The organism is Pseudoduganella sp. R-34 (genome assembly GCF_049904655.1).
Classification (GTDB): domain Bacteria; phylum Pseudomonadota; class Gammaproteobacteria; order Burkholderiales; family Burkholderiaceae_D; genus Rugamonas.
Map to the genome: position 1 here is coordinate 3,189,644 of NZ_CP184572.1, position 14,830 is coordinate 3,204,473.

At 64.7% G+C, this 14,830-nt stretch carries 11 protein-coding genes; 8 read left to right on the forward strand and 3 right to left on the reverse strand.

All coding sequences use genetic code 11. The annotated features are described in order from the left end of the window. Positions 1-3: 3 nt before the first annotated feature. Positions 4-2,454, forward strand: a complete 2,451-nt coding sequence (gene ligD / locus ACN9MW_RS14770; RefSeq protein WP_426171799.1) for a DNA ligase D — start codon at positions 4-6, stop codon at positions 2,452-2,454. A 200-nt stretch (positions 2,455-2,654) separates the two neighbouring features. On the opposite strand, the gene ACN9MW_RS14775 is transcribed toward ligD, so the two are convergent. Beyond that, the gene (locus ACN9MW_RS14775) at positions 2,655-3,650 is read right to left on the reverse strand and encodes a Ku protein (protein WP_426171800.1); all 996 of its coding nucleotides are present in this window, start codon (positions 3,648-3,650) and stop codon (positions 2,655-2,657) included. A gap of 2 nt (positions 3,651-3,652) precedes the next feature. Then, positions 3,653-4,636 (reverse strand): SDR family oxidoreductase, encoded by a 984-nt coding sequence (locus ACN9MW_RS14780; RefSeq protein ID WP_426171802.1) that lies wholly within the window; start codon positions 4,634-4,636, stop codon positions 3,653-3,655. 188 nt (positions 4,637-4,824) lie between these two features. On the opposite strand from ACN9MW_RS14780, the gene ACN9MW_RS14785 reads away from it, so the two are divergent. The 5 genes from ACN9MW_RS14785 to ureB all read left to right on the forward strand — a co-directional run bounded on the left by ACN9MW_RS14785 (position 4,825) and on the right by ureB (position 10,743). Further along, on the forward strand, positions 4,825-6,198 hold the full coding sequence (locus ACN9MW_RS14785) for a diguanylate cyclase (protein ID WP_426171804.1): 1,374 nt from the start codon (positions 4,825-4,827) through the stop codon (positions 6,196-6,198). A gap of 111 nt (positions 6,199-6,309) precedes the next feature. Next, positions 6,310-6,879, forward strand: a complete 570-nt coding sequence (locus ACN9MW_RS14790) for a TetR/AcrR family transcriptional regulator (protein ID WP_426171806.1) — start codon at positions 6,310-6,312, stop codon at positions 6,877-6,879. Further along, positions 6,879-8,507, forward strand: a complete 1,629-nt coding sequence (locus tag ACN9MW_RS14795) for a SulP family inorganic anion transporter (protein ID WP_426171808.1) — start codon at positions 6,879-6,881, stop codon at positions 8,505-8,507. The genes ACN9MW_RS14790 and ACN9MW_RS14795 overlap by 1 nt, the downstream gene beginning before the upstream one ends. A gap of 145 nt (positions 8,508-8,652) precedes the next feature. Next, positions 8,653-10,401, forward strand: coding sequence for a DUF885 domain-containing protein (locus tag ACN9MW_RS14800; protein ID WP_426171810.1), 1,749 nt, complete (start codon positions 8,653-8,655; stop codon positions 10,399-10,401). A gap of 69 nt (positions 10,402-10,470) precedes the next feature. Then, positions 10,471-10,743 (forward strand): urease subunit beta, encoded by a 273-nt coding sequence (ureB, locus tag ACN9MW_RS14805; protein WP_057264856.1) that lies wholly within the window; start codon positions 10,471-10,473, stop codon positions 10,741-10,743. Here the strand turns inward: ureB and ACN9MW_RS14810 are convergent. Then, complete coding sequence (locus tag ACN9MW_RS14810) at positions 10,721-11,236, reverse strand: 1-acyl-sn-glycerol-3-phosphate acyltransferase (protein WP_426171812.1); 516 nt, start codon at positions 11,234-11,236, stop codon at positions 10,721-10,723. The genes ureB and ACN9MW_RS14810 overlap by 23 nt on opposite strands. Positions 11,237-11,432: 196 nt before the next feature. Between ACN9MW_RS14810 and ACN9MW_RS14815 the strand changes: the two genes are divergently transcribed. Next, entirely contained in the window at positions 11,433-12,776 is a 1,344-nt protein-coding gene (locus ACN9MW_RS14815; protein ID WP_426171813.1) for a sigma 54-interacting transcriptional regulator, read from the forward strand. Positions 12,777-13,031: 255 nt separating this feature from the next. After that, positions 13,032-14,828: a hypothetical protein gene (locus ACN9MW_RS14820; RefSeq protein ID WP_426171814.1), complete on the forward strand. Its 1,797-nt coding sequence runs from the start codon at positions 13,032-13,034 to the stop codon at positions 14,826-14,828. Positions 14,829-14,830: the final 2 nt, after the last annotated feature.

Below are 14,830 nucleotides of genomic sequence, written 5' to 3' on the forward strand. Positions count from 1 at the left end.
TACATGAAGGACGCACTCAAGACTTACAAGGCGAAGCGGGACTTCAGCATCACGCCGGAACCCGCAGGGGGAGGCCAGCCGGGACGGGGGCGGCTGGCCTTCGTTATCCAGAAACACTGGGCGCGTCGCCTGCACTACGATTTCCGCTTGGAGCTCGACGGCACGATGAAAAGCTGGGCCGTGCCGAAAGGCCCCAGCTACGACACCCATGACAAGCGCATGGCGGTGCACGTTGAGGACCATCCGATTTCCTATAACGAGTTCGAGGGCACCATTCCCGAAAAACAGTACGGCGCGGGCAAGGTGATCATCTGGGACCGCGGCACCTGGGAGCCGGTCGACGACCCGCGCAAGGGCTACCGGGCGGGCAAGCTGGTGTTCAACCTGCACGGCCACAAGATGCATGGCCGCTGGGCCCTGGTTCGCATGCGCGGCAAGGGCGAGGACAAGGAGCCGTGGCTGCTGATCAAGGAGAAGGACGAATACGTGCGTCCTGCCGCTGAGTTCAGCGTCGTCGATGAAATGCCTGACAGCGTCAAATCGCTTGGCGCAGCGGCTGCGGCGCCGGTCGCCGAGCGCGCGGCGGCGCCGCGCATCAAACGCCTACCTGCGGAGCTTGAACCGGAGCTGGCTACATTGGTCGACGGCCCGCCTTCGACACCCGAAGACTGGCTGTTCGAAGTCAAATACGACGGCTACCGCCTGCTGGCCCGCATCGAAGGCGGCGACATCACCCTTCACACCCGCAACCGCAACGACTGGACGCACAAGCTCGAACCGTTGCGCGCGGCGCTGGCCAAGGCCAGGCTGCCGGACGGCTGGTACGACGGCGAAATCGTGGTCCACAACGAAGAAGGGCGCCCTGATTTCGGCCTGTTGCAGCAAGCCTTCGACGGCCAGCGTGCGAAGGATATCGTCTACTTCCTGTTCGATGCGCCTTACCTTGGCGGTGAGGACTTGCGCGGCCTGCCGCTCGATGAGCGCCGCGCCAGGCTGGAGGCGGCAATGGCCAAGGTCAAGGGCGACACTGTTCGCCTGAGCGCCGTCCTGCAGGCTTCGCCGGACGAAATGCTGGCTGCCGCCTGCAAGATGGGGCTTGAAGGCGTCATCGGTAAACGCCGTGACTCCACCTACACCGAGCGTCGTTCGCGTGACTGGATCAAGCTCAAATGCGCGCAGCGGCAGGAGTTCGTCATCGGCGGCTACACTGACCCGCAGGGCAGCCGTACCGGGATCGGTTCGCTGCTGCTCGGCGTCTATGGCAAGGATGGCGAACTTCATTACGCCGGTAATGTCGGCACGGGTTTCAATGACAAGACCCTGCGCGATCTTGCGGATAAACTGAAGCGCCTGAAGGCAGACGAAAGCCCATTCGCCGCCAGCAAGGCCATTGCCCGCAAGGCGCACTGGGTCAAGCCGCAGCTCGTGGCGGAAGTCAGCTTCGGCGAATGGACGCGTGGCGGGGCGATCCGTCATTCCGTATTCCAGGGCCTGCGCAAGGATAAAAAGGCCGGTGAAATCAGTCGCGAAGTGCCAGCCCACGTGGAGGAGGAAACCGTGCAAAGCAAACTGCCCGCCTCACTCAAAGTCACCAATCCGGACCGGCTGGTCGACCCGGCCAGCGGCATGAAGAAGATCGACATGGTGCGCTATTACGCCCTGGTCGCCGACTTGATGCTGGAGCACACCAAGGGGCGCCCCGTGGCTCTGCTGCGCGCGCCGGAAGGCGTTGGCTCCGAGCTGTTTTTCCAGAAGCACGCCGATGTCAGCAAGCTGCGTGGACTGAAGGAGTTTCCCCGCGAGCTAGACCCCGACCACCCGCCGATGCTGGAAGTGGCCACCACCCAGGCCCTGCTGGCGGCCGCCCAGTTCAATGTGATCGAATTCCACACGCAGAACGCGTTCGGCCGCACTTACGAGAAACCAAACCGCATCCTGTTCGACCTCGACCCCGGCAGCGGCGTTGAGTGGGCGCAGATGCAGGAGGCGGCGCAACTGGTGCATGCCTTCCTGGATGAACTGGGGCTGCCGTGCTTCCTCAAGACCAGCGGCGGCAAGGGGCTGCACGTGGTGGTGCCGATCAAGCCGTACTACGATTGGGATACGGTGAAAGCCTTCAGCAAGCAGGTGGTGGAGCACATGGCGACGACGCTGCCGGACAGGTTCGCCTTCAAGAGCGGGCCGAAGAACCGGGTTGGCAAAATCTTCATTGACTACCTGCGAAATGGGCGTGGCGCGACCACCGTGGCCGCGTGGTCGGCCCGCGCGCGGCCCGGGCTTGGGATTTCGGTGCCTGTGGCCTGGGATGAACTAGCCGCCTTGCGCGGCGGCGATCACTGGACGGTTGCAACGGCTCACACGCGGCTGGATGTCGGCAATGCGCCGTGGGCGGATTATGCGAAGGCCGCCGTTGGCCTGGCGCCGACGATGAAGGCGATCGGGGCTGTCGAGTAACTGGGGAGCCTGTTACGGCACGCGGCAACGTGCGATCGGGGTCTGACCGCTTGGGTCAGACCCAGGTTTACCGGTTTTCCTGGTTGCTTTAGTGTCTGGATAAAGTCGCGGGCGGCGCAAGCGCATGGTAAACCGGTAAACCAGGGGCAGACCCAAGGGTCAGACCCGATTTTTGTTGGCCGCTGACTTGCGAACTGTGTTCAGGCGGCTTTGCGACGGGGGCTGCTTGTTTTGGCGGTGGACTTTGCCGCGCTGGTACGTTTGGCGGCTGGCTTGCTGGACGTTGTGGTCGAGCGCGACGAGGTTGTGCGGGTCTTGCTTGCGCCTGTGCTGGTACTGCGACGCGCGCGCGGTGCGCGTGGCGCTGCCTCTTCCTCGTCTTCCTCCTCGTCAGCAGGGGCTGCCGTGCGGCCTTTCGATCCAAGGCTTTGCTTCAGCAGGGCGACCAGGTCGACCACATTGCTGGCTTTCGGCACCGGCGCTTCGCCAGTCGGCTCGGTCAGCGTGTGGGTCTGTCCGGCCTTGACCTTTTTCTCAACCAGCTTGAGCACGTCTTCGCGGTAAGTGTCGTGGTATTCCTTGGGGTTCCATTTCTCGCTCATTTCCTCCACCAGCGAAAGGGCCATCTTCAGTTCCTTGTCGGTGATGCCGGAATCGCCCGGCAGCTTGAGGTCTTCGGGATTGCGGATTTCGGTCGCGTAGCGCAGCGTGTTCATGATGATGCCGTCGCCGACCGAGACCAGCGCGCAAAGGTGCTGCCGCGTGCGGATCACGACTGTCGCAATCGCAATCCTGCCCGCCTTGCTCAGTGTCTGGCGCAGCAGGGCGTAGACCTTGTCGCCGCCGCGTCCGGGCGAGAGGTAGTAGGGCGTTTCATAGAACGTCAGCGGCACTGAATCGGCATCGACGAAGGCCATGATGTCGATGGTCTGCGTCGCCTTCGGGTTCGCCAGCCGCAAGTCTTCGTCGCTGAGCACCACGTACTCGCCATCCGAATATTCGTAGCCTTTGACGATATTGTCCCAGGTGACTTCCTTGCCGGTGCCCTTGTTGTAGCGCTTGAATCCGATCGGCGAGAAGTCGCGCTTGTCCAGCATGGTCAGGTCAAGGTCGTGCGACTCCACTGCCTTGTGCAACTCCACCGGGATGTGCACCAGGCCGAAACTGATTGCGCCTTTCCAGAGTGCTCGCGCCATCTTTACTCTCCGATGCTGCCGGTGATCGGCAAGACGATACCGGTGATATAGCTGGCGCACGAAGGCGCTGCCAGGAAGACGAAGGCCGGCGAAATTTCTTCAGGCTGTGCAGGGCGATGCATATCGGTCTGCGCGCCGAATTCCTTGATCTTGTCGGGCGACTGGTCGGCCGGGTTCAGCGGCGTCCACACCGGGCCGGGCGCCACTGCGTTGACGCGGATGCCCTTCTCGAGCAGGTTGGATGCCAGCGACATCGTGAAGGCGTGGATGGCGCCCTTGGTGGTCGAATAGTCCAGCAGCTTTTTCGAGCCGCGCAGGCCCACCACCGAGCCGGTATTCAGGATCGAACTGCCGCTTTTCATATGCGGCAGTGCCGCCTTGGCCATGTGGAAGTAGCCGTAGATATTGGTCTTCATGGTCAGATCGAAGCGCTCTTCCGACAGGTCCTCGAGCGAGCCGGCATGTTCCTGGAACGCGGCGTTGTTGACCAGGATGTCGACCTTGCCAAAGCCCCGCAGGACTTCGTCGATGGCATGACGGCAGAAGGCAGGGTCGCGCACATCGCCTGGAATCAGGAGGCAGCGCTGCCCTTCGGCCTCGATGTATTTCCTGGTTTCTTCCGCATCCTGCTGTTCCTCGGCCAGGTAGACCAGCGCGACATCCGCGCCTTCGCGGGCATACAGCACTGCGACCGCGCGTCCGATGCCGGAGTCGCCGCCCGTAATCACGGCAGCCATGCCGGCGAGCTTGCCGCTGCCGCAATAGCCGGGCGCCATGAATTGCGGCTTCAATTGCATCTGGTGTTCAAGGCCGGGCTTTTCCAGGTGCTGCCCGGGCAGCGGCGGCGCCGGGAATTCGTGCGTCCCGGCCTGTGCCGGCTGTTTCTTCTCCTCAGCCTTTGGCTTGGCCGCGTCGCGCTGGTCCTGTTCTTGCTGGACGGTGCGCTGTTCGCTGCCCGCGCCAGTCTTTTGTTGCGAATTGCCCATGACTTCCTCCTGTGCTCGGAAGTCCAGTATTCGCCGCAGCAACGTTGCTAACCGTGCGCTCCCACACATAAATAGGGATGTTGTCCGCAGTGAACTTGTGGCAAACTAACCCAATGCCTACTGCTGCGGGCCGCCGTCAACGCACCGGCCTTTTCCTCCATCCCGATCCTGCGCGACGCCAGGAATTCATGACCGCTTGCGCTGAGTCGTTCGATCGTTTGCTGACTGCGGACAGCATTGCCAGCGCACGCCATGCGATGGCGCATAACAAGATTTCCCTGCTCATCATCGACCTCGATGGCCCTGCGATGGCGGCCGGCAATGAGCTGGCGGCGCTGGTGCGTAGCCGCGCCGGCGCGCCGGTGCTGGTGCTGTGCCCCTACACCCGCTCCTCGACCATGGCTGAGTTGATGGCGCAGGGGCCGCTGGCTTACCGCATCACGCCCATCGCACCGGAGGCACTCCGCGAGGCCGTGACTGCGCTGCTGGCTCCGGCCGCCAATACCAAGGCGTCGACCCAGCAGCACTTGCTGGACCTGGAAGCGGACTTGAACGATTTGCTGGCGATCCAGCGCAGCTTGCAGCGTGCACTCTACGGTTCGGAAGAAATTGAACGGATGGGCGCCCGCATCTGCAATGCACTGTGCAGTTATCCCGGCATTTGCCATGCATCCTTGCTGCAGGCGGTCGATGAGGGGGCGCTGCGGCTGGTGGCCCAGGATGGACGCGTCGACCTTGATATCAAGGAAGTGCTGGGCGGCCGCGATGAACTGCTGGAAGCGCCTGTGCGGCGCGGCGAAATGGTGCTGCTCGATGCGCCGTCCAAAACGGGGGACGCGGAGCTGACGGAAATGCTGGAAGAGCAGGGCGTGCACATGCTGCTGGCCTTCCCCTTGCGCGGCGAACCCGGCGGTCCGTTGCTGGGCGCCATCTGCATGCTGTTCGACCGGCCGCTGGTCATGAGCCGCGAGCATTTCAGCTGCTTCGGTTCAGCCGCACAATTGATCAGCTTTGGCATGGTGATGAGCGACCTGCGTCACCAGAATAATGCGCTGGGCCTGGAAATCACGCAGATTACGCCGTTTGATGGCCTGACAGGCGTATCCAACCGGCGCCAGGGCGAACAGGTGCTGGACGGGGAAATCCGGCGTGCGCGCCGCTACGCCGTGCCGCTGGCGGTGATCGCTTTCGACCTTGATGGCTTCCGCACCATCAATGAACTGCATGGCTATACGACGGGCGACCGTGCGCTGGCCGTGCTGTCTGCCACGGTGCAGTCGCGCCTGCGCAATTCGGACACGATAGCGCGCATGCGCGGCGAACAATTCATGATCATCGCCACGCACACCGTGGCAATCGATGCCTACAAGCTGGCTGAAGAATTGCGCGAGACGATCGCCGCCACCGAACTGCCCGGCGGCGATACCGTCACGGCCAGCTTCAGCGTGGCCCAGCTGGCTCCCGACGAAGGTGCTTCCGAGCTGGTGACGCGGCTGGAGGCCGCGCTGCACCGCGCCAAGCGGGCAGGGCGCAATTGCGTCGAACTGGCCATGGCACGCTAAAAAGCCGGCGGCTCGCCCTGGCAAGCCGCCGCAAAGCACGATAGATAGATGATGATCGTCATCCACGTGTGATATATTACATCCATAATAAAAATAATCAAGGAGAAGATCATGCGTGTCAGTAGGGAACAGGCGGCGCAGAACCGCGAGCGCATTGTTGAAACGGCATCGCGCTTATTCCGGGAAAAGGGCTACGACGGCATCGGCGTGGCGGACCTGATGAAAAGCGCCGGCCTGACGCACGGCGGCTTTTACGGCCATTTCGCCTCGAAGGAAGACCTGCTGGCCGAGGCTTTCGGCAAGGCGATGGAGAATTCCGCCAAGCGCTGGAGCGAATTGCTGGCCGAGCAGCCGGCCAATCCGCGCGCTGCACTGGCCCATATGTACCTGACTTCCAAACACCGCGACAACCCCGGCAAGGGCTGCGCACTGGCGTCGCTCGGTCCCGATGTTTCGCGCGTCGGCCCGGAAGTGCGGCATGCGATGGACGAGAGCTTCCAGGCGCAGCTAGAGGCGCTGGCGCAGGCGCTGCCCGGCGAACCGGCGCAGGCGCGGCGCGATGCCATTGCCACCTATGCCGCCATGGTCGGCGGCCTGGTCCTGGCCCGTTCGGTGGCGGATAAAAAGCAGTCGGACGAAATCCTGGCAGCCGTGCTGTCCTCGCTGGAACAGGCGCGCTGATGCTGGCCTGGCTGCGACACTACCGGCGCGCAATGCTGCCGGGCGATATCAGTGCGGGCATCGTGGTGGCAATGATGATGATCCCGCAAGGCATGGCCTATGCGCTGGTGGCCGGCCTGCCGCCGGTGACGGGCATTTACGCCAGCATCCTGCCGCCCGTTGTCTACGCAGTATTCGGCACCAGCATGACGCAATCGGTCGGGCCGATGGCCATTGTGTCGCTGATGACGGCGGCGATCATCGGCCCGATGGCGGCTGCCGGTTCCGGCCTGTATTCGGTGCTGGCGGCGCAACTGGCGCTGGTGGCGGGGACGGTGCTGCTGCTGTGCGGCCTGCTGCGGCTTGGCTTCCTCGCCAATTTCTTCTCGCGTCCTGTGATGAGCGGCTTTACCGTCGGTTCCGCGCTGGTGATCGCCTGGGGCCAGCTCAAGCCTTTGCTGGGCGCTGAACTGCCGCACTGGCACGGCCCGAGCGCGGCCATGGGCATAGGCTCCGTGCTGCTGCTGGTGCTGTCGCGCAGCCATCTGGCGCGGCTGCTGCGCTCCCTCGGCATGAAAGCGGCGGGCGCCGACATGGCAACGCGCCTGGCGCCGATGCTGGTCGTGATGCTTGGCCTGGTGCTGGTGCAGCTGCTGGGACTGGAAGCGATGGGCGTGCAAACCACGGGCGAGGTGCCGAGCGGCCTGCCGCAACTGAATCTGGCCATGTCGCAGGCGCACTGGCAGCAGCTTGCGAAACCGGGCCTGCTGGTCGGCTTCGTGGTCTTCATCATGAGCATGTCGGCGGCGCAGTCGCTGGCGCTGAAGCGCAATGAAAAACTGGTCAGCAACCGTGAGCTGATTGGCTTGGGCGCTGCCAATGTGGCCAGCATGGTATCGGGCGCTTTTCCCGTCACCGGCAGCATGTCGCGCTCCGCGGTGAATTTTGCGGCCGGCGCGCAAACGCCTTTGGCCAGCATCATCACCGCCGGCTTGCTGTCCCTGGCGCTGGTGGCCCCAACCGGCTGGCTGGCCCTGCTGCCGATGCCGGTGCTGGCCGCAACCATCATCGTCGCCGTGCTGGGCATGCTGGAACTGGGTACCCTGCGCACGGCCTGGCGCTATGACCGCGGCGATGCATTGGCGTGGTTTGCCAGCGCGGCAGGCGTGGTGGCGCTGGGCGTGGAGGCTGGCGTGCTGGTGGGCGTGGCGCTATCGATGGGGACCCTGATCTGGCGCGCCAGCCGGCCGCATATCGCGGTGCTGGGCCGCATCGCCGGAAGCGAGCATTTCCGCAATATCGAGCGCTATCCTGCCGAGACCCGGCCGGAGCTGCTGGCATTGCGCATCGATGCCAACCTGTTTTTCGGGAATGTGGAAGCGGTGCAGGAGCGCATCGAGGACGAGTTGCGCAGCCATCCGGCCGCGCGCCACCTGGTGCTGGTGATGACGGCGGTCAGCTCGATCGATACGTCGGCGCTGTTCGCGCTGTCGGAGTTGAACCAGAGCCTGGCGCGGCGCGGCATCGGCTTCCACCTGGCCGAGGTCAAAGGTCCGGTGATGGACCGGCTGCGCCAGTCCGACCTGCTGCAAACGCTGAATGGCCAGGTCTTTCTCAGTATCGACATCGCCGACAAGCATCTGCAGTAGCCTGCGGATCGGGCATGGGCGCCGCCTCGGTTGATTCCATCCGCGGCCTGATACGTTCCGGCACAATCCCGCCATTGACGCCGCCAGTCCTTTGGCCGTAAGGTACACTCCCGGAACCGTTACCAACCTGAGCTTCGGGAGCACCATGAAACAGATTGTCGCAGCACTCGCCATCGCAGCAGCCTTCAGTTCTCCATCCTTTGCAGCAGCCAAACCCGGTAGTGCCGACGCCCGTTTCACCGCCATCCACCAGGCGGAGTGGAAGTGGCGCCTGCAGCAAAGGCTGGAAGACGATGAGGACGATGTGCGCGGCGTCGAGAGCAGGCTGCCGAACGTCAGCCTGGCGGTGCAACTGGAGCGCCAGAAGAAATGGGAAGAGACGCTGCGCCAACTCGAAAGCATCAAGCCCGAACAGCTTTCGAACAAGGAGCGCATCAACTACCAGGTGTACCGCGCACAGGTCGCGGCGCTGCTGGATAACCAGCGCTTCCGCGAATACGAAAAACCGCTGAACGCCGATTCTTCGTTCTGGGGCAACCTGGCGGGCGAGGCGCGCAAGTCCTTCCGCACCGCCGAAGACTATCGCAACTACGTGGCGCAGCTGAACGACGTGCCGCGCTACTTCAGCGAGGAGATCGCCAATATGCGCGCTGGCCTGGCGCGCGGCTTCACGCCGCCGAAGATCACGCTGGAAGGCCGCGACAAGTCGATCACCTCGGTCACCGAAGCCAAGCTGGAGGACGTGGTGTTCTTCAAGCCGTTCAAGGAAATGCCGAACGTGATCCCGGCCGCCGAACAGGAAGCGCTGAAGGCGCAGGGCTTGCAGGCGATCCGCGAAAAAGTCATCCCGGCCCACGCGGCGCTGCTGAAATTCATGCGCGAGGAATACGTCCCGAAAGCCAAGGAAACCCTGGCTGCCGAGAGCTACCCTGACGGCAAGGCGTATTACCAATCCAAGATTGTCGAATTCACGACGACCAACCTGACGGCCGAGCAGATCCACCAGATCGGCCTGGACGAGATGGCGAAGATCCGCGCCGAAATGCAGGAGGTGATGAAACAGGTCGGCTTCAAGGGCGACCTGCCGGCCTTCCTGCAGTTCCTGCGCACCGATCCGCAGTTCTACGCCAAGACGCCGGAAGAACTGCTGATGCGCGCGGCCTGGATCGCCAAGAAGTTCGACGGCAAGGTGGCCGACTACTTCGGCCGCCTGCCGCGCAGCCGCTTCGCCATCATCCCGGTGGCGCCGGAAATCGCGCCGTTCTATACCTCGGGACGCGGCGGACCTGGCGGCTACTGGGTCAACACCTACAACCTGCCGGCCCGCCCGCTGTATTCGCTGCCGGCGCTGACGCTGCATGAATCGGCGCCGGGCCACGCCTTCCAGATGCCTATCGCGCTGGAGCAGAAGGGGCGTCCGCCGTTCCGCAACGCCTATATCTCCGCTTATGGCGAGGGCTGGGCGCTGTATTCCGAGCGCCTGGGCACCGAGATGGGCATCTACGAGACGCCATATGAAGTGTTCGGCATGCTGAGCTACCAGGCCTGGCGCGCCTCGCGCCTGGTGGTGGACACCGGCGTGCACGCCAAAGGCTGGACGCGCGAGCAGGCGCAGAAGTACCTGATGGAGAATACCGCGCTGTCCTCGCACGAAATCATGACCGAGGTCGATCGCTATATCTCGTGGCCGGGCCAGGCGCTGTCCTACTACCTGGGCGAAATGGCGATCTTCGAAGCGCGCAAGAAGGCGGAGCAGGCCCTGGGCAGCAAGTTCGACATCCGCGCCTTCCACGACACCATCCTGGAACTGGGCTCGGTACCGCTGCCGGTGCTGCAGGCGCGCATCGATGAATTCATCGCCGGCGGCGGCAAGAGCCCTTATCCGAAAGAATAAGCGCACCTGCGTGGTGCATTGCCTTATGCTGGTGCAAAAAAAGTGAGAAAATCACTTGAAATTACTGGCATGAGTCTTGCAGATATAGGTCACATGACTGATCGCACTACGCTTACCGTAACAAACCAGGGGAACCGTCCTATCCAGGTCGGCTCCCATTTCCACTTTTTTGAAGTCGATTCGGCGCTGCAGTTCGAGCGCTGGAAGGCCTATGGCATGCGGCTCGATATCGCGCCGGGAACGGCGCTGCGTTTCGAACCGGGCAAGGCGCACACCATCACGCTGGTGCGCCTCGAGGGGGATGCGGAGGTGGCCGGCTTCAGCGCTGGCGCAAGACGATAGGCGCCATCAGCTCGGGATGCTTGCCGAGGTGGCCTTCGAAACCGGCGCGAATGGCCGCCATGTCCTGATCTTCATCGCCGGTCAGCCAGACGTGCTCGACCAGCCCCAGGGTCTTGTTCGGATAATCCATATAGACCAGCACCAGCGGCACCTTGGCGGCCAGCGCCAACTGGTAGAAGCCGCTTTTCCAGTAAGGCTTGTAGCCGCGCGTGCCTTCCGGCGTGATGCCGACCCAATACCAGTCTTCCTTCATCATCGCATCGGCCTGGGCCTGGATCAGGCCTTGCGGCGCGCTGCGGTCGACCGGCGCACCGCCGAGGTAGTAGAACCAGCGGCCCAGCAGTGGAATCTTGAACAGGCTGTCCTTGGCCAGCCAGCGGAACGGCAGGTCCAGCGCCCATTTGCCCAGTACGCCGATGATGAAGTCCCAGTTCGACGTGTGCGGGTAGACTACGGCGATGCCGCGCGGCCCGGGCAGCGGCTTGAACTTCATTTGCCATCCGAAAGCATGCAACATGCGTAAGGCGACGCGCTGCTTTAGTGTTGGCAGTTTGTCCGCCTCTAGCTTATATTGATCCATGCCTTCCCCATTGTTTGAATTGCACCATTAAGAGTTTGTAACTTCTGGTGCTGAAAATTTGTGCGGCGGTATTCTATCCTGCCGGTCCTCGGGGCAGCAAGGTGAAATTATGACAAGGCAAGTGTTGTGCGTCGCCGCTACAACGGCAGCGCTGCCGGCGGCGTTGCTTGCCGCAGGCCAAACGTTCGACGTCTGCCACGTATGCGGCCTGGCCGAGGCGGCGGCGGCCTTGCGCGAACAGCATTTCCCGGTGGGCTTGCTGGTGCTGGACGATTGGACCGCCTCGCTTGCCGAACTCGATCATTTTTTGCGCCGCCACAGCCGGCCGCGCTGGGTTGCGGTCTTCCTCCCCCAGGCATTGGAAGAGGCCGCCTTCCGCCAGCTGGTGCATGACCATTGCGTCGACTTCCACACCTGGCCGCTGGATGCCGAGCGGCTCAGCCATACCTTGGGCCACGCGCTCGGACTGGCTGCGCTTTCCGGCCTCGGCCATTTGCCGGAAGCATGCCAGGCGATGCGGCTGACCGGCACCAGTACAGCCATCACCTTGCTGCGCCAGCGGATACTGAAAGTAGCGAGCGCCGATGCGCCCGTGCTGATCTGGGGCGAAAGCGGGACCGGCAAGGAGCTCGTGGCGCGTGCCATCCACGAGCATTCGGGACGGCGCGACGGGCCCTTCGTGCCCATCAATTGCGGCGCGATCCCGGCCTCGCTGGTGCAGTCGGAATTGTTCGGTTACGAGAAGGGCGCCTTTACCGGCGCCGGTCCCGGCAAGTGCGGCTTGATCGAATCGGCCAGCGGCGGCTCCATTTTCCTTGACGAGATCGGCGACCTGCCGCTCGAGCTGCAGGCCAACCTGCTGCGTTTCCTGCAGGAGAAAACCATTTACCGCGTGGGCGGGACGCGCAGCGTGCCGGTCGATGCGCGCGTGATTGCCGCGTCGCACGTCAAGCTGGACGATGCGGTGAAACGCGGCTTGTTCCGGGAAGATTTGTTTTACCGGCTCAATGTCCTGACCTTGCAAGTGCCGGCCTTGCGCGAGCGGCGCGATGACGTGGTGGCGTTGGCGCAAGAAGTTTTCCACAGTTATGCCACGGAACGTGCACGGCGCGTGCGCGGCTTCAGCAATAGTGCGCTGCGGGCGCTGCGCGCGCATGACTGGCCGGGCAATGTGCGCGAGCTGTTGAATCGCGTGCGGCGCGCGGCCGTGATGGCCGACGGCGCCCTGATCCAGCCGCACGACCTCGAGCTGGATGGCAGCGACAGCGCGGCCGCTGCCGAAGATCTCGGCGCCGCGCGCGCCAGCGCCGAACGGACGGCCCTGCAAGGCCGTCTCGATGCCGGCCACAGTATCACTGCCGTGGCGCGCGAGCTTGGCGTATCGCGCATGACGCTGTATCGCCTGATGGCGAAACACGGTATCCAGCGGCCCTCGCGCCGCGGCGAAGACTGAGCTGGCGTACAGCCGCGTAACACCGATGTGACACTGTCCTGCAAGCCTTGTCTCCCATGGAGAAAGGCACTGCGTGGCCACGCTTGTGTCACAGATGCGTGACAAACTTGCCTCAATCATGCACGCCACTTGCTGCACCGCCGCACCAAAGTCGAGCAATTTCAACAGCTTAGGACAGGTGGCATCAAGCTTGCGATATGGGTTCTGGCCCCAGCATTGCGGGCACTTGAAGAACACGACATCAGCGAGGACGAGATGAAGAAAACTTTGCTAGCAGCAGCCATTGCACTGGCGTTGGGTAGTGCATTCGCGCAGGAGACACCGCCGCCCAATGTGAGCCAGACCGGGCCGGGCGCCCAGGCCAATGACAATTCCACGGCGACACAGGACAGCAGCCAGGCCAACGCCAACAACAACAGTACCGGCGCCGCCGATGCGGCCGCAGCCGGCGCCGCGGCAGCCAACAACGGTGCGACAGCGACATCGTCGATGACCAACGCCTTCAATACGTCGACAGCGACTGCGGTCAGCACGCTGACCGGCACTGTCACCAACAATACGATCAACAATATCGGCAACGTGGCCAGCAACGGCGGCAATGCCAATGGCGGTGCGGGTGCGGCTGCCCTTGCCGGCGGGGCCGCGGGCGGTAATGCCAATGGTACCGGCGGCGCTGGCGGCGCCTCGAACGGCGGCGCCGGCGCGGCAGGTGCGACCGGCGGCGTGGCGTTCAATGGCAGCGCGGTCGGCGGCAATGGCAGCGGCGGCGGCGGCTCGGGCGGTGCAGCCATGGCCGGGGCGGGAACCGGTGGTACCACCGGTGCTGGCGGACTGGCTGCCGGTGCGGCAAGCGGCCGCGGCGGCGATGGTGCGCGCGGCGGTGAAGGCGGCGCCGGTGGCGCAGGCGGCATTGTGGTCGCTGGCGCTGGCGGGGCCGGTGGCGCAGGCGGCGCGGCAGCAGGCGGCGCGGGCGGCCTGGTTGGCACTGCAGGCAGCGGTGCTGGCGGCGCCAGTGGCCCAGCGACCGGCGCCCGCGGCGGCGACGGTGGTGCGACTGGTGCAGCCGCCGGCGGTGCGGGCGGCATGGGCGGCGCTGGCGGAGCGGCGGGCGCCGGCGGCATGGCAGGGGCTACCGGCAGTGTCGCAACCGGTGCTTCGACGTCGAGCCAGACTTCGACCGGCGGCGCCGCATCGAGCGGCAGCGCGGGCTCGAGCAATACTGCGTCGAACGGCACCAGCGGCACCGAACCGCTGACCATCCCCGGCATGGGCGACCAGAACAGCACTGGCGGCACCACCGGCACGGCTGATGGCCGTTCGGCCAATACCGGCAACGCATCGACTTCCGGTGCCGGCACCAGCGGCGCGGGCGGCACGGGCGGCGCGGGCGGCGGCGGCGGTGCCGGCGCAGCGGGCGGTAGCGGCGCGGCAGCCAGCAATACGGCAGGCAACGGCGCTGCAGGCGGCGCCAACAGCTCCGGTGCCGGCGGCGGCAGCGGCGCAGTGGCTGCTACCGGCGGTGCGGGTGCTGCCGGTACTGGCGGCGCAGGCGGCGGCGGTGCGGCTGGCGGCAATGGCACCAGCACCGGCGGTGCTGGTGCGGCCGGCGGCAACGGCGGCAACGGCGGCTCCAGCGGCCTGGCCAGCAATACTGCCGGCTCGAGCGGCGCTGCGGGCGGCGGCACCGGCGGAGCGGCGACCGGCGGCAGCGGCACCGGTGCGGCGGGCACTGGCGGCGCGGCGACCAACGGCAGCGCCACGGCCGGTGACGGCGGCGCTGGCGGTGCCGGCGGCGGCGGCAATGTGGCCGGTGCGGGCGGCGACGGCGGCACCAATACCGCGGGCAATGCGACCGGCGGCAATGCCACGGGCGGCAACGGCGGGGCTGGCGGCACCAACAGCGTGACGGCGGGCACCTTCGACATGTCGAACACCATGAGCGGCGTCGGCCAGTCGGCTGCGGGCATCATGGTGATCAGCCAGAACAACGGCATGTCCTCGCTGGTGCAGCAGAGCGTGAACGTGCAGGCCAACCTGGCCGTGGGCAAATAGCC